This window comes from Pseudomonas sp. PDM20 (genome assembly GCF_014852575.3).
In the GTDB taxonomy this organism is placed as follows: Bacteria; Pseudomonadota; Gammaproteobacteria; order Pseudomonadales; family Pseudomonadaceae; genus Pseudomonas.
Window position 1 is genome coordinate 6,238,517 of record NZ_CM181224.1, and the last position, 17,979, is coordinate 6,256,495.

General features: G+C 65.8%; 14 protein-coding genes. All 14 read right to left on the reverse strand.

What is annotated here, in order from left to right; all coding sequences use genetic code 11:
- Positions 1-22: 22 nt before the first annotated feature.
- Positions 23-1,423: an undecaprenyl-phosphate glucose phosphotransferase gene (locus IB261_RS28660; protein WP_081515230.1), complete on the reverse strand. Its 1,401-nt coding sequence runs from the start codon at positions 1,421-1,423 to the stop codon at positions 23-25.
- A 102-nt stretch (positions 1,424-1,525) separates the two neighbouring features.
- Positions 1,526-2,401 (reverse strand): glucose-1-phosphate thymidylyltransferase RfbA, encoded by an 876-nt coding sequence (gene rfbA, locus IB261_RS28665; RefSeq protein WP_081515229.1) that lies wholly within the window; start codon positions 2,399-2,401, stop codon positions 1,526-1,528.
- A complete protein-coding gene (locus tag IB261_RS28670) occupies positions 2,398-3,516 on the reverse strand; it encodes a glycosyltransferase family 4 protein (protein WP_192383621.1) in 1,119 nt (372 codons plus the stop codon). The genes rfbA and IB261_RS28670 overlap by 4 nt, the downstream gene beginning before the upstream one ends.
- Positions 3,517-3,536: 20 nt before the next feature.
- The gene (locus tag IB261_RS28675) at positions 3,537-6,152 is read right to left on the reverse strand and encodes a GH39 family glycosyl hydrolase (protein ID WP_081515227.1); all 2,616 of its coding nucleotides are present in this window, start codon (positions 6,150-6,152) and stop codon (positions 3,537-3,539) included.
- Positions 6,121-7,353: a glycosyltransferase family 4 protein gene (locus IB261_RS28680; protein ID WP_192383620.1), complete on the reverse strand. Its 1,233-nt coding sequence runs from the start codon at positions 7,351-7,353 to the stop codon at positions 6,121-6,123. Before IB261_RS28680 ends, IB261_RS28675 begins: the two co-directional genes overlap by 32 nt.
- Entirely contained in the window at positions 7,350-8,348 is a 999-nt protein-coding gene (locus IB261_RS28685) for a glycosyltransferase (protein ID WP_192383619.1), read from the reverse strand. The genes IB261_RS28680 and IB261_RS28685 overlap by 4 nt, the downstream gene beginning before the upstream one ends.
- Before the next feature lie 44 nt (positions 8,349-8,392).
- A complete protein-coding gene (gene rfaH, locus IB261_RS28690) occupies positions 8,393-8,920 on the reverse strand; it encodes a transcription/translation regulatory transformer protein RfaH (RefSeq protein WP_081515224.1) in 528 nt (175 codons plus the stop codon).
- Positions 8,917-9,666, reverse strand: a complete 750-nt coding sequence (locus IB261_RS28695) for a WbqC family protein (RefSeq protein WP_081515223.1) — start codon at positions 9,664-9,666, stop codon at positions 8,917-8,919. The genes rfaH and IB261_RS28695 overlap by 4 nt, the downstream gene beginning before the upstream one ends.
- A 28-nt stretch (positions 9,667-9,694) precedes the next feature.
- On the reverse strand, positions 9,695-11,908 hold the full coding sequence (locus IB261_RS28700; protein ID WP_192383618.1) for a polysaccharide biosynthesis tyrosine autokinase: 2,214 nt from the start codon (positions 11,906-11,908) through the stop codon (positions 9,695-9,697).
- Positions 11,909-11,939: 31 nt separating this feature from the next.
- Entirely contained in the window at positions 11,940-12,869 is a 930-nt protein-coding gene (locus tag IB261_RS28705) for a glycosyltransferase family 2 protein (RefSeq protein WP_081515221.1), read from the reverse strand.
- A 2-nt stretch (positions 12,870-12,871) separates the two neighbouring features.
- Positions 12,872-14,392: a lipopolysaccharide biosynthesis protein gene (locus IB261_RS28710; RefSeq protein ID WP_192383617.1), complete on the reverse strand. Its 1,521-nt coding sequence runs from the start codon at positions 14,390-14,392 to the stop codon at positions 12,872-12,874.
- A 10-nt stretch (positions 14,393-14,402) separates the two neighbouring features.
- Entirely contained in the window at positions 14,403-15,497 is a 1,095-nt protein-coding gene (locus tag IB261_RS28715) for a DegT/DnrJ/EryC1/StrS family aminotransferase (protein WP_081515219.1), read from the reverse strand.
- Positions 15,498-15,554: 57 nt separating this feature from the next.
- Positions 15,555-16,976 (reverse strand): hypothetical protein, encoded by a 1,422-nt coding sequence (locus IB261_RS28720; RefSeq protein WP_192383616.1) that lies wholly within the window; start codon positions 16,974-16,976, stop codon positions 15,555-15,557.
- Positions 16,976-17,443 carry a hypothetical protein gene (locus IB261_RS28725; protein ID WP_192225096.1) on the reverse strand — a complete coding sequence of 156 codons (468 nt, stop codon included), beginning with the start codon at positions 17,441-17,443 and terminating at the stop codon, positions 16,976-16,978. The genes IB261_RS28720 and IB261_RS28725 overlap by 1 nt, the downstream gene beginning before the upstream one ends.
- Positions 17,444-17,979 lie beyond the last annotated feature (536 nt).

A 17,979-nucleotide genomic window follows, 5' to 3' on the forward strand; every position in this document is an offset into this window, starting at 1 on the left:
TCCTTGAAGCTTGTGTGGAAACTCAATAGGCATTGCGGTGTACGAAACCCTTGAACAGGGTCAGCAAGACGATCTTCAGGTCCCACCAGACGGACCAGTTCTCGATGTAGTCCAGATCGAACTCGATGCGCTTCTGCATCTTCTCCAGGGTGTCTGTTTCGCCACGCCAGCCGTTCACCTGGGCCCAGCCGGTAATGCCTGGCTTGACCTTGTGACGCAGCATGTAACGGCTGACCTGACGCCGGTATTGCTCGTTGTGCGCCACGGCGTGGGGGCGTGGGCCGACCACGGACATGTCGCCGAGCAAGACGTTGAAGAACTGTGGCAATTCATCCAGCGAAGTGCGCCGCAGGAAGGCGCCCAGCGGGGTGATGCGGCAATCGTTGCGCGAGGCCTGGGTGACGGCGGCGCCGTCCTCCATGACCGTCATGCTGCGGAACTTCCAGACGCGGATGGGCCGACCGTCCATGCCGTAGCGGGTCTGGCGGAACAGCACCGGGCCGCGCGAAGTGAGCTTCACGGCCACCGCGATGAACAGCATGGGCACGGCGATCAGCAGCAGGATCAGCGAGGCCAGCACCACGTCCTCGATGCGCTTGAGCACGGCGTTGGGGCCGTCCATGGGCGTGTCGAAGATGCTGATGGTGGCCAGCCCGTTGATGCTCTCGCTGCGCGCGTGCAGCAGGTCGAACATGAACAGGTCGGGGATCAGGTAGACCGACACCGTGGTGTCGGAGAGCTCGCGGATCAGCTCGTTGAGCAGCGGCTCGCGCGACAGCGGCAGGGTCAGGTAGACCTTGTCGATCTGCCCCGAGCGGGCGGCCTCGATCAGCGCCAGGCGATCGCCTTTTACCGGTACCCGTTCGCCCAGCTCCATCTGCTGTGGGCGGTCGTCGTAGAAGCCGACCAGGCGCAGGCCCATCCAGGGCGCGGCGAGGATGGTCTCGGCCAGTCGCGCGCCGACTTCGCCAGTGCCGTAGATGGCCACGTTGCGGCTGTTGAAGCCGTGGCGGCGGGCGACGCGCAGCAGCATGCGGATCGCCAGCCGGTAGCCGCCCATGATCAGCAGCGCCGCGGCGAACCAGCCCAGGCGCCGGGGTTCTTCCAGCTCCACGTGGCGCAGCGAGATGTCCAGCAGCAGCACGGCGAAGAACGCCAGCGACCAGTACAGGGTGACGCTCAGCGACTCCCGCAGCAGCGACTCGCCACGCCAGGAGCCGTAGAGCTGGTTCAGCTCGCCGAGCCAATGGAACAGCATCACGCAGAGCAGCACCGAGACCCAGATCTGTGCATCCAGCACGCCATTGCCAGCGCCGAGCAGCACGACCCCGGTGAGCACGATCACCAGGATGTCGCTCAGGCGGTGCGCCAGCGAGATGAGTGACTGGTGAGCACGCAGAATTCCTTTCGTCTTGTTGGGCATGATGACCTCACGACTGCCGGCGTCGCTCCTGGCGCCGCTGCATCGCAGTCCGTTATCGGGCGCAGTGCCGGCCAGCCCTCCACGGGCTCGCCGGGTGCGGGTTCACTGTCGCTTGTCCAGCAGCAGTTGCTGCAGGTAGCGGCCATAGCCGGTCTTGCTCAGGCGCTCGGCCTGCAGGGCCAGCCGGCTCTCGCTGAGCCAGCCCTGCTGGAAGGCGATTTCCTCCAGGCAGGCGACCTTCAATCCCTGGCGTTCCTCGATGGTCTGCACGAAATGACCTGCCTCCATCAGCGATTCGTGGGTGCCGGTGTCCAGCCAGGCGAACCCGCGACCCAGCAGGCTGACGTGCAGTTCACCCAGCTCCAGGTAGAGGTTGTTGATGTCGGTGATTTCCAGCTCGCCACGGGCCGAAGGGCGTATCTGGCGAGCCATCTCCACCACCCGGTTGTCGTAGAAATACAGGCCGGTGACGGCGTAGTTCGAGCGCGGCATGCGGGGCTTTTCCTCGATGGAAAGCACGCGGCCCGCGGCGTCGAACTCGACCACGCCGAAGCGTGCCGGGTCCGCCACCTGGTAGCCGAACACGGTGGCGCCCCGAGTACGCGCGGCTGCCTCGCGCAGGGTTTCGGTGAAGCCCTGGCCGTAGAAGATGTTGTCGCCCAGCACCAGGCACACCGAGTCATCGCCGATGAATGACGCACCGATCAGGAAGGCCTGCGCCAGCCCGTCCGGCGAGGGCTGCACGGCGTACTGCAGGCGCACGCCGAATTGCTCGCCGTCACCCAGCAGGGCGCGGAAGTTCGGCAGGTCGGTGGGCGTGCAGATCAACAGGATGTCGTCGATGCCGGCGAGCATCAGCACCGATAGCGGGTAGTACACCATCGGCTTGTCGTAGATCGGCAGCAATTGCTTGGACACACCCAGGGTAATGGGGTGCAGGCGGGTGCCGGAGCCACCGGCGAGGATGATGCCCTTCATGATCTGCCTCCTTGCTTGGCGATCTGTTTGGCGTCGAAGCGCGCCGGGTAGTCCGAGCGCTCGGTCAGAAAGGAGTCGATCAGGCTGGAAAGCCGCAGCGCGGAAATGTCCCAGGAGTAGCGCAGGACGTTCTCCTGCCCCAGGCGGCGCAGGTCGGCACGCAGCTTGTGGTCGAGCAGCACGCGGCGCAGGGCGGCGGCAATGCCAGGCGGATCGAGGGGGTCGAAGTACAGCACCGAGTTGCCCAGCACTTCCGGGATCGAGGCACTGCTGGCCGCCACCACCGGGCAGCCGCAGGCCTGCGCCTCCAGCGGCGGAATGCCGAAACCTTCGTACAGCGACGGGAAGGCAAAGACGGCGGCGTTGCGGTATTGCTCGATCAGTTGATCGTCATCCAGCCGGCCCAGCCAGCGCACCCGGTCGCCCTGCCCGCTCTGCTGCAGTTGCGCATCGACGAAGCTGCGGTTGGCGGCGCCGACGATGCGCAGTTCCACGTCCAGCTCGCCGAGCAGGCGGAATGCTTCGATCAGCCGGGAGAAGTTCTTGTGCGACGCCGGCGAGGACACCGCCAGGACATAGGGGCGTTCGAGCAGGGTCGGTTCGAGGCCGGTGCAGAACTCGGCGGACACCGCATTTGCGATCACATGGATGCCCTTGGGATCGAGGCCATAGTGCGAGGCGATCTCCTGGCGGGAGAACTCGCTGACCGTGACCTGCGCCAGCGAGCGACGCAGCATCAGCGGGATCATCAGGCGGTACAGCGCGCGGAACTTCCAGGAGAAGCTTTCCGGGTGGCGCACGTAGGTGATGTCGTGGTGCGTGACGACCTGCTTCGAATAGGCCAGCGGCGCCGTGCTGCACAGCGAGACCAGCAGCGGCCGGCCGTGACGGGACAGCCACAGCGGCAGGTCGATCTGCTCCCAGAGGTGCCCGTCGCGACGGCCGATCTGCTCGACATTCAGCTGGCTGGCGATGTCCGGGCGGAAGATTTCACCGGGCGGCGCGACGAAATGGAGGTCGCTGCGCAGCCGCGCCAGCGACAGCGAAATCTGTTCGGCGAAGCGCTGCACACCACTGACCTGCTGGGTGAGGAAGCGCGCGTTGATCACGATCATGAAGGTTCTCCGCGATGGGGTCAGCGCAACGACAGTTGCGGGGCCGACGCGCTGCGCACCAGGGTGGGCGAGGCGTCGATGCGGATGCTGGCCTGGCAGTCGCCGCCCCCAGCGGGGCACTGCCAGGGCACCGGCCGGCCCTCGCGGCGGGCGATCCCTTCGACAGCGTCCAGGCGCCAGAGGGTGTCGCTGCTGCCGGGCTTGCTGGTGATGTTCAGGGTCTGCTCATGGCCCAGGGTCCAGGCCACCAGGATTTCCTCGCTGGCCTTGGCGAAGCGCAGCAGGTAGACGTTCGGGTCCTCGTTCGGCACGCGGCCGACGAAGCGGTAGCGACCGATGATGTCGGCAATGCTGGCCATCGCGTGGTACGCCGGCTTGGGCTGCCCGCCGGCGGTGAGCAGGCCGAAGTTGTGCTCCATGTCCGTGCGGTCGATGCCGTCGTCCACCAGGTCGTACCACCAGGCGCCTTTCACGTTCGGCAGGCTGCGCACCAGCACGTAGGCGCGGGCCAGGTAGGCGGCCTGGCGCTCGCGGCTGATGCCGCAATCGCCTTCGTGGGCCGGCCAGCTGAACTCGGTGAAGTACAGTGGGACTGGTTTGCCGGCGGCGTTTTCCAGCTTCTGGTTGACGCCCTGGAACCAGTTCAGCCAGGCCTCGGGAGTGGACATCTCGCGCTCGCAGTACACCGAGGGATGCAGCGAGATACCGTCGACGACATCCAGTACGCCGCCACCGGCGATGCGCTCGGCGAAGCCCTGGCGGATGCCCTTGAGGGTGACGGCTCCGGCGAGCACCTTGGCTTGCGGGTCTTCCTCGCGGATCACCTTGGCGGCCGCGCGCACCAGGGTCAGGTAGTCGTCGCTGAAGTCCTTGTCGGTGGCGTTTTCCGAGTCCCACTCGTTCCACACTTCGTAGAAGGCGACCTGCCCCTTGAACGCGCGCACCACGTAGCGCACGTAACGCAGGTAGCCCTCGCGGGAGGCGTCGTCGCGCGGCTTGGCGTTGCCGTAGAACTGGTTCTCGTTGCCCAGGATCAGCAGCGTGTCTATCCCTAGGCTACGGGTGCTGCGCAGCTGTGCGCGCCAGGCGGCGTCGATGGACAGCACGCCGCGCTCGCGCTCGACACTGGACCAGTAGGCATCGTCGCGGAACGACAGGATGCCGGCCTCGCGGGCCAGGCGATTGATGCCGTCGCGATTGCCCGCGCGGATGTTCTGGTGGGTGCTGGCGCCGACGATGAATTCCGCCGCGCCGAGGTTTTCCACGGGCGCTTCCTTGGCCAGGCTGCTGGGCGATTGCAGCAGGCCGCCGATCAGCAGCGCGCAGGCCAGCAGGCTGAGCATGCCGCCCTGCAGGCGCAGGGTGCGCGGCGTCGGTTGTGGTGCGGTCTCGCCCGGCAGGCGCAGGGCGCGGCCGATGGCCAGGCCGAGGAACAGGCTGGGGATCGGCGACTCGAGCACGTCGCTGGTCCAGGCGATGAGCAGGATGCAGTAGGCGATGCCAAGCAGCGCGCGGGCTTCGCGGCCGGGCTGGCGTTGCAGGCGCATCAGCATCGGCACCGCCAGCAGGTACAGGGCGACGCCGGCCACGCCGAACAGGCACCAGAGGTAGAGCAGCGAATTGTCCGCCACCGCCAGCTGCTCGACGCCGAAAATCGGGAAGGCCGCATAGGCGCTACCGGTCATGCCCAGCCCGGCGCCGGTATAGATCCAGCCGTTGTAGTCCATCACCTTGATCAGGTTCGGCCAGGTGTTGACCAGACGATCGACCATCGAGCCCATCAGGTTGTCGCCGGTGGCGGTGGCCAGGTAGGGGTCGACATGGCCGTACAGACCGTACAGCGGCAGCGCCAGCGCGCCGAGCACCACCAGCAGCGTGGCCAGCAGGAACAGCAGGCGCTGGCGGCTGATGCTCATCACCAGCAGGGCGAAGAAGAAGGCACCGGCGGAGGACTTGTTGGTGGTCAGCACGATACCGACCAGCGCTATCAGGTAGATCAGTCCACGCACCGGCAGCGTCAGGCGGAAAGAGCCCAGGTACAGGCTGAACACCGCCAGCATCATCGCCAGGCTCGAGGACATCCGCGAGAAGCCGGCGATGCGATCCAGGCCATAGGCGCTCCAGGATCGGTTGCCGCTGATCTCGACGCCGCCCATGGAGTAGGTGTAACCCTTCCACGGCACGTTGATGGCGAGGTCCAGGGCGATGCCCAGCAGAGAAGCGATCAGGCAGAAGAAGATGATCCAGCCAACGGCCTTGCGGTGCATCTCCAGGTACTGGCCACAGAGCAGGCCGAACAGCAGCGGCGCGTAGATGAAGACGGAGAAGAAGCCGCTCTGGAACTCGGCGCCGTGCAGCCGGCCGAGCAGCAGCGAAGCCGCCGCGAGGATCAGCAGCAGCCACAGCCCGCGCTGTTGCGGACGGGTGAACAGTTCCCAGCCCACCGCGACGATGCAGGCCACCTTGGGCAGGTAGACGATGGCCGACAGGCCGGCCTGGTCGGTGTAGAAGCGCAGTGCGCCGTTGAAGGTCTCCACCAGCAGCAAGGCCACCAGTACCCCGAGCGCCAGCAAGGAGCGGTCGAAGGTCACGCGGCGGTCGACCTCAAAGCGTGGATACGGGGATTGCAGTTCCATGCTGGACTCCGCGGGTAAGCAGGGTGTGGCGCAGGATGGCTTCGTATTCGTCGAGCATCCGTTCCACGCTGAGCATCGGTGCCACGACTTCACGGGCGCGCGAGGCCAGGCGCTGGCGCAGCGCCGGGTCACGCACCAGGCGCTCGATGGCGTCGCCCAGCGAATCGCTGTGGTCGGGCGAGCAAAGCAGGCCGTTGATTTCGTCCAGGACGATTTCCGTCAGGCCGCCCATCCGCGAGGCGATCACCGGCAGGTGATGGGCGCAGGCTTCCAGCGCCACCAGGCCGAAGGATTCCGGGGACAGGCTGGGCACCACGGCGACATCGATCTCGCTGAAGAACTCGGCCGCCTTGCGGTAGCCGACGAAGTGCACGCGCTGGGGATCGGCGAGGGACTTCAGTTGGTTCACGTAGGCGCCGTCGCCCCGTCCTGCGATCAGCAGCGAGGCATCGTCACCGCGTGCCTGGAACTGCTCGATCAGCCACTCCACGCCCTTGTTCGGGGTCAGCGCGCCGATGAAACCGAAGCGCAGCGGGCGACGCCCGCTTGCCGGCGGTGCGACGGGCACCTCCGCCATCGGCGAGCCGTTGTAGACCACATGGCTCTGGCTGCCGGCGAAATACCCGGCATCGAGCAGCGCATTGAGCTGGTAGCGACTGACGCCGACCACCGCATCGACGTCGCTGGAAGTCGATGCGTGGGAGCGCCGCAGCAGCGCACAGGATGCGCACTGCCGCTCGCAGTGGCGGCCCTTGTGGAAGCGCACGCCGCGCGGGCAGGTCAGGTACTGGTCGTGAAGGACCTGTACGAGCGGCAGGCCGGCGGCGCGGATCGCATCCCAGGCGGAGATCGACCAGCCCGACAGGTTGTGGCAGACCACCACGTCCGGCTCGATCTCTTCCAGCACCTTCGCCAGCACACCGCGCATGCCGCGGTTGTAGCGGTCCAGCCCGTGCCAGGCGAGGCGCTTCAACGGGCCGTAGCTGTTCCCGTCGAACGGCCAGTAGAGATTGCGCAGGCCGGCGCGCAGCACCGTTACACCGTTCAGCGTCTCGCGCTGCAGGCCCGCGTCCGGCCCGGTGCAAAGCACCTGCACGTCGTGGCCACGGCCGCGCAGGCCCTCGGCCATGTGCTGCAGCATGACTTCCGCCCCGCCACCGATGTGCGGGGCGTAGAGGGTGTTGAGCAGCAGCACTCTCATAGCGGGTAGGCCCGGTTCATGCCGAGTGCGCCGGCCTCGCCATCGCGGATCGCTTGCAGCAGCAGGGCCAGGCGGCTCTCGCGCTGGTGACGGCGGGCGAAGAAGTGCAGCAGGCGGATGAACAGCCAGCGGTTGAAGCGGTACATCAGCGGCGAGGTGACCCACAGGTTCTTGTCGAACCAGGCCTGGTTGCGCGCGGCGTAGTAGGCGCGCAGGTCGGAGCTGCCGAGCAGGTAGGTCTCGTAGATATTGGCGGTGCGCTGCTTGATGTTCCAGGAATGCTCCAGGTCATCCAGGCCGGCCTCGGGCACCAGGTAGAGGTGGCCGCCCAGTGCGCCGATGCGGAAGGTGTACTCGGTGTCGTCGGCGTAGAGCACCAGGTCGCGGCGCGGCAGGCCGATGCGGCGGAACAGGTCGGCATGTCCGAGCAGGCCGCCGTAGTAGGCGAACGGCAGCTCCAGCAGCGGCTGCGCCGGGCGCGGTTTCGGCTTGCCCCAGGGCGTGCGTCGCCACAGCTTGTAGGGCAGCTGGCGGACGTGGAAGCCGAAGTAGCTGGAGCGCGGCGGCGCGATGAAACGGGTCGGCACGCCGGAGGCGACGTCAGCCTGGTGGGTCGGACGGAAGCCCAGCACGGCGGTGTTGTCGGTGCCATGGCGCAGCGCGCAGTCGATCAGGCGCTGCTTGAGCAAGGGGAAAGAGCCCGGCGTCGGGGCGTTGTCGTCATCCATCAGCCAGATGAAATCGCAGCCGGTCTTCAGCGCGGCTTCGATGCCCACGGCATAGCCGTTGGCCGAGCCGGTGTTGCTGTCCAGTTCGATCACCTGCACGCGGTTGGGCCAGAGCATGAACAGCTGGTCCAGCTCCGCCACCGAGGCATTGCTCACGACGATGGCGCGGGTGATGTCCTTTTCGCGGAAGGCGCGCGCCAGCAGTTCCTGCAGGTAGTCCAGGCGATCGCCATAGGTCAGCGTCACCAGCACGGTCGATCCATTCATCTCGCCACTCCTCCTTGTACCTGGGCTTGTCTGGGGTGTGCGCCTCAGGCGCGCCAGCCGTCGTTGCCGCTCAGCGCCGAGAGCTGGCTGAGCGGGACCCGGATGCGTTGTTCGCGTTGCAGCAGGTTGAGCAGGATCAGCGCGCGTTCGGTGCCGTCGTCACAGAGGAAGATGGCCTCCACTTCGCAGTCGCCGGAGCACTTCAGGCGCACTACCTGGCCTTCGTGGAAGCCACTGGAGGGCCGCTCGGGCATCGCCGCCAGACGCTCGCGGATGCCTTCCACCAGATCGTCTGCCACCGCCAGCGGCTGTGCGCCGAAGCTGACGATGCGCGCCACGCCACGGGTGGAGCGGATCGGGAACCAGTTGTCGTGCTGCTGATCGAGGCGGATGAACAGGTAGCCGGGGAACAGCGGCTGCGGCCGGCTGCCCTGCTTCACCAGCGGGCGATAGCAGGAGAAGCCCTGGCGGCCGAGGTTCTCTTCGGCGCGCAATTCCTGGTGCGGTTTGGTCTGGATCAGGTACCAGCGATACTGCGCGGCTTGCAGGCCAAGGCTGACTGCGGAATTCATGACTCGTACTCCCCAAGAAGGTCCGACGAGGGAGCGGGTCGCTCCAGGGTGTAGCGGCCTAGCAACCGCTGCATCTCGTCCGGCGGGTTGAACATCAGCACGTCGATGATCGACAGGCTGGGGACGAAATCCGGGCTGAACTGGGGGTAGCTCAGCTCGTCCATGCGCAGGAACTGCAGCTCCAGGCCATGGGCCTGGAACACGTCGGGCGAGTACAGGTGGCGGCCGCCCTCCGGGTTGAGATAGATGTCGCCGCCGCTCTGCTTCACCGCCTCGATCAGGCGCTGGTCACGGCCGATGTCCTCGGCCAGCTCCAGCTCCGAGGCCCGCACCATCGGCGTGTCGATGCCGATGTAGTGGCAGATGCGGCGGATCGAGTGCTCGGCGAAGTGCGACAGGTTGCGTTCGGGGTGCTCGAGGATTTCCTCCAGCAGCGGCATCACCTGCTCGTAGCACGGCGCGCGGTGATAGGCATGGCGAATGGTGTGCAGCAGCCGCCGGTTGCTCAGCTGCATCTGCTCGCTCAGCCTGCGCTCGTTGATCGCCTGGGTCTGCGAGCCCTGCTCCAGGGGAAAGCTGAACTGCCAGATCTTCCCGCCGACCAGCAGGCGATTGCGGTTGATCCACCCACGCCGGGTGTACTGCAGGCTGTCGCCGAGAATGAACAGGCCGCTCGCGGCGATCAGCTGGAAGTACCCCAGGTAGGGGAACAAGTACGGCTGCATGAGGCTGACGATATGGACCATGGCTGCATCCTTTCCCTAGTTTCCCTTTTCAGTCCTTGGCGTCGTAGCGGTAGGCGTAGGCGCCGTAGTCGTATGCCGCCGTCGAGGCCTTGCGTTTCACACCGTTGAGGATGGCGCCCTGCAGGTGGATGCCGCTCTGCCCCAGACGCCGCCGCGCCGTGTCGATCTCGCTCGCCGGGCTCTGGCCGAAACGCGTCACCAGCAGGCAGATGCCGCACAGCCGGCCGACCAGGGCGGCGTCGGTCACCGCCAGCACCGGCGGGGTGTCGACTATCACCAGGTCGTACATCGACGAGGCATCGCGCAGCAGCTGGGCGAAGTTGTCGTGCATCAGCAGTTCGGACGGGTTGGGTGCGGCAAATCCACAGGAGATGAAGTCCAGCTCCGGCACCTCGGTGGGGAGGATCACTTCGCTCAGCGGACGGTGCGAACTCAGCGCGTCGGACAGGCCGTGGCGCGGGGTCAGGCCGAACACCCGGTGCAGGTAGCCCTTGCGCATGTCGGCATCGATCAGCAGGGTGCGCAGGCCCGATTGCGCAACGATGGCCGCCAGGTTGCTGGAGACGAACGACTTGCCGGCGCCCGGCGCCGGGCTGGTGAGCATCACCACGTTGTTGCGCGCTTCGAGCAGGGCGAAGTGCAGGTTGGTGCGCAGGCTGCGGATCGCCTCGTTGGCCAGGTCGCCGGGGGCGGATGCGGCAAGCAGCTTGGGCGTGTGGCCGAGGATGTCGCTCTTGCGCTCTTTCTCAAGGCGCTCCTGCTGCCGCGAGTACGGAACCGCGGCGAGTACGGAGAGGCCCAGCTGTTCGATCGCCTCGGGATTCTCCACGCCACGGTAGAAGGCCTGGCGCAGGAACAGGATGCCCAGGGCAACGCAGAAGCCGAGCAAGGTCGCGAGCAGCACGATGACCTTGCGCATGGGCTTGGCCGGTTGCTCGACGTTGGCCTGGGCGGTGTCGATCACGCGCACGTTGCCGATGGTACCGGCGCGGATGATGTCCTGCTCCTGGGCCTTGTTCAGCAGGCTGGTGTAGGTCTGCCGGGTGACCTGCATGTCACGGGACAGGCGCAGCAGTTCCTGCTGGGTGGCCGGCAGGGTCTGGATGCGCTTCTGCAGTTGCGCCTTGCGGTCTTCCAGGCTGCCCATCTGCTTGTTCAGCGCCTGGTACAGCGGGTGCGTCGGGGTATAGAGGCGGTCGTATTCGGCGCGCTTGAGGCGGAGTTCGGAGAGCTGGTTGTCGATGCCCACCACCTGGTCCAGCACTCCGCGGGTCTCGACGCTGATGTCGGCGGACTTGGCGGTGGTCTGGTAGGCGTTGTAGGCGTTTTCGGCGCGCTCCAGGTCCAGGCGCACCACCGGCAGCTGCGAACGCAGGAACTGCAGGCGTTGGGAAGCTTCGGCGGAGCTGCGTTCGACGTTCTGCAGCACGTAGAGGTGGCTGATCTTGTCGAGGATGCGGTCAGCCTGCAGCGGGCTCGGATCTTCCAGGGTCATGTAGATGATCCCCGAGTCCTTGCCGGCCTCGACCACCTTGAGCAGCTTCTGGTAGTTCAGGGTGGTGGTCAGCAGGCGGTCCTTCGCCACGATGAATTCGGTGCCGGGGCGCGCCACCAGTTCGTCCACCTCGATGCTGAAGCCCTTCTCCAGCACCGGCTTCTTCAGCTCGCCGCGCAGGATCAGCTGGTCGTCGGCATTGAGCAGGTGGTAGGCGTCGCCGCCATCGGCCACCAGGGTCAGCGGCTCGCCCAGGTACTCCTCCGGCACATCGAGGGAGAACACCTTGATCTGCTCGCCACCCCAGCCATAGGAGCCCATGCCCAGCCAGGGCGCGGACAGGGCCTCACCGGCTTCGGGCTGGTAGCGCCGCGCCAGGTAGTCACCGATCAGCGGCAGGTGCTTGGGCTTGGCGATGATGTCCAGCTTGAGCAGCTCGACCGCCTTGCCGAGCACCGCGCGGGACTTCAGCAACTCGATCTCGGTGGCGGCGATGGACACGGAGTCGGGGCGGTTGATCACCTCCGGCGTGCCGTTCAGGCCGTTCTTCTTCTGCTCGATCTGGATCATCGCGCCGGAGACATAGATCGGCGTGGCAATCACCGCATAGAAGAGCCCGAGTACGGCGAACAGGCCGGTGACGGCGAGGATCATCTTCTTGTGATCGAACAGCAGGCGCAGCAGGCCGGCGACATCGATGCGGGTGTCCTGGAGCGTTTCCAGGGACGAGCGGGGCATGACACTCATGGACTTCCATCCTCCATTGAGGTGGCGCGGCTCAGCGCGCCGAAATCGGGTTCAGCCGCTTGAGCAGGTTGGCGCCGTGGTTGCCGATCAGCAGCAGGAAGGCCTGCACCTTGCGCATGGGCGAGACGGCGGCCATGGACATCCGGCAGACCTGCATCAGGAAGTACTCGTTGAGCTCCTGATTGCCCAGGCGCTGGTAGTAGCGCGACAGGCAGTAGTAGGTGTGCAGGGTCATCTGCTGCTGCACGCGATCGGCCTGCATGGAGAAGATCCCGCCCTGGTGCACGCGGTAGGCCGCCGGGCGGATTTCCTCGATGAAACGGCCCTTGCCGAAGGCGCCCAGCAGCGACCACCAGCACAGGTCGACCATGCGCGTGGTGCGCAGCTCCTCGGGCATCTCGGTGAGGACATTGCGGAAGCAGGTGGTGAGGGTGGAGATCGGCCGGGCCTTCTGCAGGTCCAGGCGGCTGGCGTCGCGGCGGTACTTGCCGGTGAGCTGCCGGGGCTTGATCACACCGTCCTCGTTGTAGGTGTAGGCGTCGTGGTAGGTGATCACGTAGTCCGGGTTCTTCTCCAGGAAGTCGACCTGGATCTGCAGCTTGCGCGGGTCGGTCCAGAAGTCGTCGCCCTCGCAGTAGGCGATGTAGCGGCCCCGGCATTTGCGGAACACCGGCAGACCATGGGAGACGCCCTTGGAGTACTGGTTTTCCTTGTGGAAGATCGGCTTGATGATGTGCGGGTAGCGCGCGGCGTAGTCGGCAATCAGCTCGCTGGTGCCGTCGTTGGAAGCGTCGTCATTGACCAGCACTTCAAAGCGGAAGTCGGTGACCTGCTCGAGGAAGCTGTCCAGCGTGCGGCCGATGTAGTTCACCTGGTTGTAGGCCAGGCAGACGATGCTCAGAAGAGGCTTGGGGTCTTCCGGCCAGTTGGAGAGGATCTGCAGCTCGGAGCGGATATCCATGTCTAGACACTCGGCTTGTGGGACGGTTTGAACAGGCGCAGCAAAGCCGGGGCAGAGCCCGCGCCCACGAGGAACAGGGTGATCAGGCCGCACACGGCCAGTGCCGCCAGCAGCCACAGGCGCTCGCCGGAGCGGGCCAGCAGCGCGTAGAAGGGCTCGCTGAGCAAAAGGCCGGCGGCGCTGAGCGCGGCGATCTGCAGGGTGTCGCGCAGCCACGGGCCATGCAGACCGGGAGCGAAGGCCTGGTGCACGATCGCCGGCCAGATCAGGAACGACACCAGGCGCAGGCCGAACCAGCACAGCGCCACGCCGAGCACGCCGTAGAGGTAGGCGCTGGCGATCACCAGCGGCACGGTCACCAGGGTGGAGATGACCGTGTACCAGACGTGCATGCGCAGCAGGCCATGGGCGTACTGCAGGTAGAACTGGAAGCTGGCCACCGCCAGCAGGCCTGAGCCGAGTACGTACCAGGCCAGGATCGGCCGGCACCAACTGGCGGCCACGGCATCGCCGCTCCAGGCCAGAACCAGGTCATGACCATGAGCGGCGATCACCGCGACCATCGGGAACAGCAGCACACAGACGAAGCGGTTCGCCTTCAGATAGAGCTGCTGCATGTCTTCGTGGCGTTGTTCGGCGACCAGCACGGTCATGCGCGGCAGCAGCGACTGCGCCAGCGGATTGACCAGTGTGAGAACGCCGCCGGAAATCAGCGCCACCAGGGAGAAGTAACCGTACTGCTCAAGCGGCAGCAGGTTCGACAGCAGGACCTTGTCCAGCTGGGTGAGCACGATCCACAGGCAGGAGGTGAAGGACATGCCCAGGGCAAAGGGCAGCACCGGGCGCACCGTGTCCCAGCAGAAGCGGGTCAGCAGGCGCACGTCCATCCACAGGTAGGCCTTGCTGCCCAGCAGCAGCGCCTCGATCAGCGACACCGCGACCTGGAACTGGAAGAACACCAGCGGGTCCTGGCTGACCTGCGCCACCAGCAACAGGCCGCCGAAGTAGCGCAGGGTGGTGATGAACACGTTCACCGCATTGATGTAGCCGTGCAGCTCCTGCCCCTGCAGCGCGCTGCGGTACAGGGTGGCGTACAGCCGCAGGGCCACCAGCAGGCCCATCAGGCTGATGCACTGCGCCACCAGTTCGGGCGAGAGTTGCTGCACGTTGAGCCACTGCCCGGCGACCCAGTGGCTGCCGCCCCAGACCGCCAGGCTGCTGAGCACGGTCAGCGGCAGCAGGATCAGCTCGAAGGAGCGCAGCAGGCGTGCCTGCTCCTGGCCCTCGCCGCTGAGCCCGCGACCGTGGGCCACCTGGCGCACCAGCGCCGGCGACAGGCCCATGTCGAGCAACAGCAGCCAGCTCTGCAACACCGCGAAGAAGCCGATCAGGCCGTAGGCCTCGGCCCCGAGATGGCCGAGGTAGAACGGCTGGATCAGGATGCCGATGACGATGGCGTACGCCTGCCCTGCGTAATTGATCAGGGTGTTGCGGACCATCGACAGCGAGCGTGCGGTGCGCATGATCGTCCCCTTACACCGCGACGGCGACGCGGCCGCTTTCCAGCAGCAGCACTTCGATCACCGCGCGCTGGATCTCCTGCGGCAGGCCCGGGTACAGCGGCAGGCAGAGGATGCGCTGGCTCAGCTCGCGGGACAGCACTTGCGGCACCTGCGGGGCGAGGTAGTCGAGGGTGTCCAGCGACGGGTAGAAGTAACGCCGCGGGTTGACCCCGATCTCGTTCAGCGCGGTGCGCACGCGCAGCACCTGGGCTTCGTCGCGCAGGCCGATGGGGTAGTAGCTGTTGTTCAGCCGCGCGTAGCTCTCGCTGGCCTGCAGGTCGTAGTAGCCGCTGAGGGCTGCGGTGTAGCGGGCGGCGATCTCCTCGCGCTGGGCGAGGATGCTGTCGATCTCGTCGAGCACGCACAGGCCCATGGCGGCGGAGAACTCGTTGAGCTTGGCGTTGATCCCCAGGCCGACGATCTGGTCGACGCCGGCGATACCGAAGTTGCACATCAGGCGGATCTGCTTCGCCAGCTCGTCGTCGGAGGTGACGATGGCGCCGCCCTCGATGGTGTGGAACAGCTTGGTGGCATGGAAGCTCAGGGTGGTGGCGTCCCCCCAGGCCAGCACCGACCGGTCGCGGTAGCGCGAGCCGAAGGCGTGGGCGCCGTCGTAGATCACTTTCAACTGGTTGCGCTGGGCCACCGCCTGAATCTCCTCCACCGCACAGGGATTACCGAACACGTGGGTGGCGACGATGGCGGTGGTATCCGGCGCAAGGCTGGCTTCGATGCGCGCAGGGTCGAGGTTCCAGGTCCGCGGATCGATGTCGGCGAAGCGCGGGCGGATGCTCTCCCACTGCAGCGTGCTGCTGGTGGCAACGAAGCTGAAGGGGGTGGTCACGGCACTGCCGGTCACGCCCAGGGCCCGGTAGGCCACTTGCAGGGCGATGGTGCCGTTGTTGGTCAGAATCACATGGCGAACGCCGAAGTAGTCCTGCAGGCGCTCTTCCAGTTCCGTGACGAAGGGGCCGTGGTTGGTGATCCAGCCGGAGGCATAGATCTGGTCCACGTAGGCCTTGAACTTCTCCGGGTTGCCCAGGTAGGTCTTGGTCACATTGATCACGGTCGCATCCCTCTCTTGGATGGAAAGTCCGTTAGCTGTCGAGTCGGCGTGCGCCGCTCAACCCAGTGCCGACAGCGCAAAGGGCGCGTCGCCGATGCCGGTGTGGCTGTGGTCTTGAGAAACCTGCTCGGCTTGCGTTGCGCGGTTGGCCAGGTGCTCCTGCAGGGCCTCGATGACCCGGCCGCTGGCGTCGTTGTGGAACTGCCAGACGCCGTAGATACGGCTGTCGAAGGAGCGCTCGCTGCCCAGCATCGGGTTGGCCGCAAGGCCCGATCCGAGACCGAAGCTGTAGAGGCCGGGAATCGGCCGGCCGGTGTGGTCACGCAGGCAGCCGGCGGCGTCGGAGTCCAGCCCGCCCTTGCTCTCGCGCACCTGCAGCGGCTCGCCGTTGGCGCGGCGCAGGGCCGGCAGGCACGGCTGGTAGCCGATGGCCTGGACAAACACGCCGTCGTCGCTGCAGCACTGCTCCAGGCGTTCGCGCGCGGCAGGTGAGCGATCTTCCAGGCACAGCAGTTCGACCTTCACCCGGGTGCCGCTGACCACGCCGTTGGAGAGCACGTCGGTGCCGACCTGGTGGGCGCGGTAGCGCAGGCCGCCGGAGCGGTTGACCCGACCGGACACCGGGCAGACATCCATGCCCTCGTCCACCCCATAGCCGGCCGCGCGAGCTTCCTCGACGCTCTCGAAGAACAGGCGGATCGGCGCGCGGTGCAGCAGGGTGATCTGCTCCAGGCCCAGGCAATCCAAGGCGCAGGCAAGGTTGTCGAGGATCGAGAAGGCGCTGTGCGAGCCACCGACCACGGTGAAGCGGGTACCCGGGGTCACGCGGTCGCCGAACAGCTCCACCAGCTCGGCGGCGTTCAGGCTCAGCAGCGCGTCGGAGGAGTAAACCGTGGGGCCGTCGTGGGACAGGTGCAGGTCCTGCTCGGCCAGGCTCCAGTTCAGGTACTCGCGGTTCTGCCGGCCGCCCAGGTTCATCACCAGCGCGCCGGCGTCGATCTGCGCGGTGTGGGAGCCGCTGCGCAGCGCCAGCTGGAAGCTGCCGTCGTCCAGCGCAGTGATTTTTTCGATACGGGTACCCAGCGCCACCTGGACGCCCAGGTGCTCGGTGACATAGCGCATGAACAGCGTCGAGGCGTGCGCCAGCAGCTCGCCCACCTGGGTGAGCATCGGCGCGCCATGGGGATCGTCCTGCAGGGCGCGGAATGCCCGCGAATGCGCCAGCGGCGCAAAGATCGGCAACAACGCCGGATCGCGCAGACAGTCGAGGAACACATCACCCACCGAGTTGGCCGTGATGTGGTAATCCCCCAGTCGGCCACGGCCGACCGCCAGCGCTGCGTCCACGACCAGCAGGCCGTCGCGGGCGAGGGTCGCCAGCGCGCCGGTCTTGTAGGCGTTGAACAGGAAGCCCATGCCTGCCGGGCCGGCGCCGCCGACCACACAGGCATAGTTGGAACGAAGCGATTGCTCGGCCATCAGCCTTGACTCCCAGCGCGGCGGGGCGCGCGGCTCTCGTGAGGCCGGCGCTGTCGGCCGGCAGGGTGGCAGCGCTCGCGCCGGAATTCCGTCACTCGCGGCGCAGCCGCCGTCGCGCGGACCTTCTTCGGGAAGGTCGCGGGAGTCAGTTCGGAATGGATGGCGAACGCCTGCAGAAGAACTTCGGCACGGCGCAGAAGTTGCTGCTTCAGAAATGAAACAAACACTGTCTGGCGCGGCTTAATTTCAGGGGAAAGTTCATGTTTGTTACATAACAAGGAGCCGGCATAACAAAATTTCGAACTAACGGAATCAGCTCGACTAAACTTTTCATTAACGCCTCGGGGATTGGCGTCAAACTCCCGCAGTTTCATCAGCGAAACACTTCCCGCCCGGGAAGCGTCGCTCTTTCTGCTTGTTTCAACGGCGCGATAAGTGCCGTCGTTATCCATTGTTTCAGCGGCCATCGTCACTCACTCCAGTCCAGGAGGTGCTCTACGCCGGGCCAAATTGAAAATTCGAAGACAAGGCTACCGCCCGAGTTCGAATGACCCGATTCGATTAACGACAATCAACTGTTCGTCCCTGGAGTGGCCGTTACTTTTCGCTGGGCAAAGCTACCGCCCCTCGGCCAAGTTCCGAAAATCTGGAAAAACAAAAAGCAAAAATCTATCGCGCTTCCGCAGCGAGATGCTGGCGAAAGTTGTCAGGCAGCGATAGGAAAATGACAGGAAGAAGAGGTGGCAGAATCTTCCATGACCTTACTGCTCGTGCGACTGCTCCCTGAGGTGTCTCATCCGGACACCACACGATATTGCTATGTGGATAGTAATAGTGGGGGGGATGAAGGCATGTCAACGCAGGAAGCAATCCTACGCCGGGATTCCGACGGAAGGCAAATCACGACTCGCAAGTCATTGATTTATAACGCGCCATAAAGCCGACACAGGCATTTTGACAGCAGAAACATACAGACCCGAATCTGCGAGAAAGGGATTAGTCA

Bases quoted from the DNA above. Each gene is read 5' to 3' on its own strand.
- rfaH (WP_081515224.1), bottom strand. From the start codon at position 8,920: ATGAATTCCGCAGTCAGCCTTGGCCTGCAAGCCGCGCAGTATCGCTGG.
- IB261_RS28675 (WP_081515227.1), bottom strand. From the start codon at position 6,152: ATGGAACTGCAATCCCCGTATCCACGCTTTGAGGTCGACCGCCGCGTG.
- IB261_RS28720 (WP_192383616.1), bottom strand. From the start codon at position 16,976: ATGGCCGAGCAATCGCTTCGTTCCAACTATGCCTGTGTGGTCGGCGGC.
- IB261_RS28725 (WP_192225096.1), bottom strand. From the start codon at position 17,443: ATGGCCGCTGAAACAATGGATAACGACGGCACTTATCGCGCCGTTGAA.
- IB261_RS28710 (WP_192383617.1), bottom strand. From the start codon at position 14,392: ATGCGCACCGCACGCTCGCTGTCGATGGTCCGCAACACCCTGATCAAT.
- IB261_RS28705 (WP_081515221.1), bottom strand. From the start codon at position 12,869: ATGGATATCCGCTCCGAGCTGCAGATCCTCTCCAACTGGCCGGAAGAC.
- IB261_RS28680 (WP_192383620.1), bottom strand. From the start codon at position 7,353: ATGAGAGTGCTGCTGCTCAACACCCTCTACGCCCCGCACATCGGTGGC.
- IB261_RS28660 (WP_081515230.1), bottom strand. From the start codon at position 1,423: ATGCCCAACAAGACGAAAGGAATTCTGCGTGCTCACCAGTCACTCATC.
- IB261_RS28700 (WP_192383618.1), bottom strand. From the start codon at position 11,908: ATGAGTGTCATGCCCCGCTCGTCCCTGGAAACGCTCCAGGACACCCGC.
- rfbA (WP_081515229.1), bottom strand. From the start codon at position 2,401: ATGAAGGGCATCATCCTCGCCGGTGGCTCCGGCACCCGCCTGCACCCC.
- IB261_RS28695 (WP_081515223.1), bottom strand. From the start codon at position 9,666: ATGGTCCATATCGTCAGCCTCATGCAGCCGTACTTGTTCCCCTACCTG.
- IB261_RS28685 (WP_192383619.1), bottom strand. From the start codon at position 8,348: ATGAATGGATCGACCGTGCTGGTGACGCTGACCTATGGCGATCGCCTG.
- IB261_RS28670 (WP_192383621.1), bottom strand. From the start codon at position 3,516: ATGATCGTGATCAACGCGCGCTTCCTCACCCAGCAGGTCAGTGGTGTG.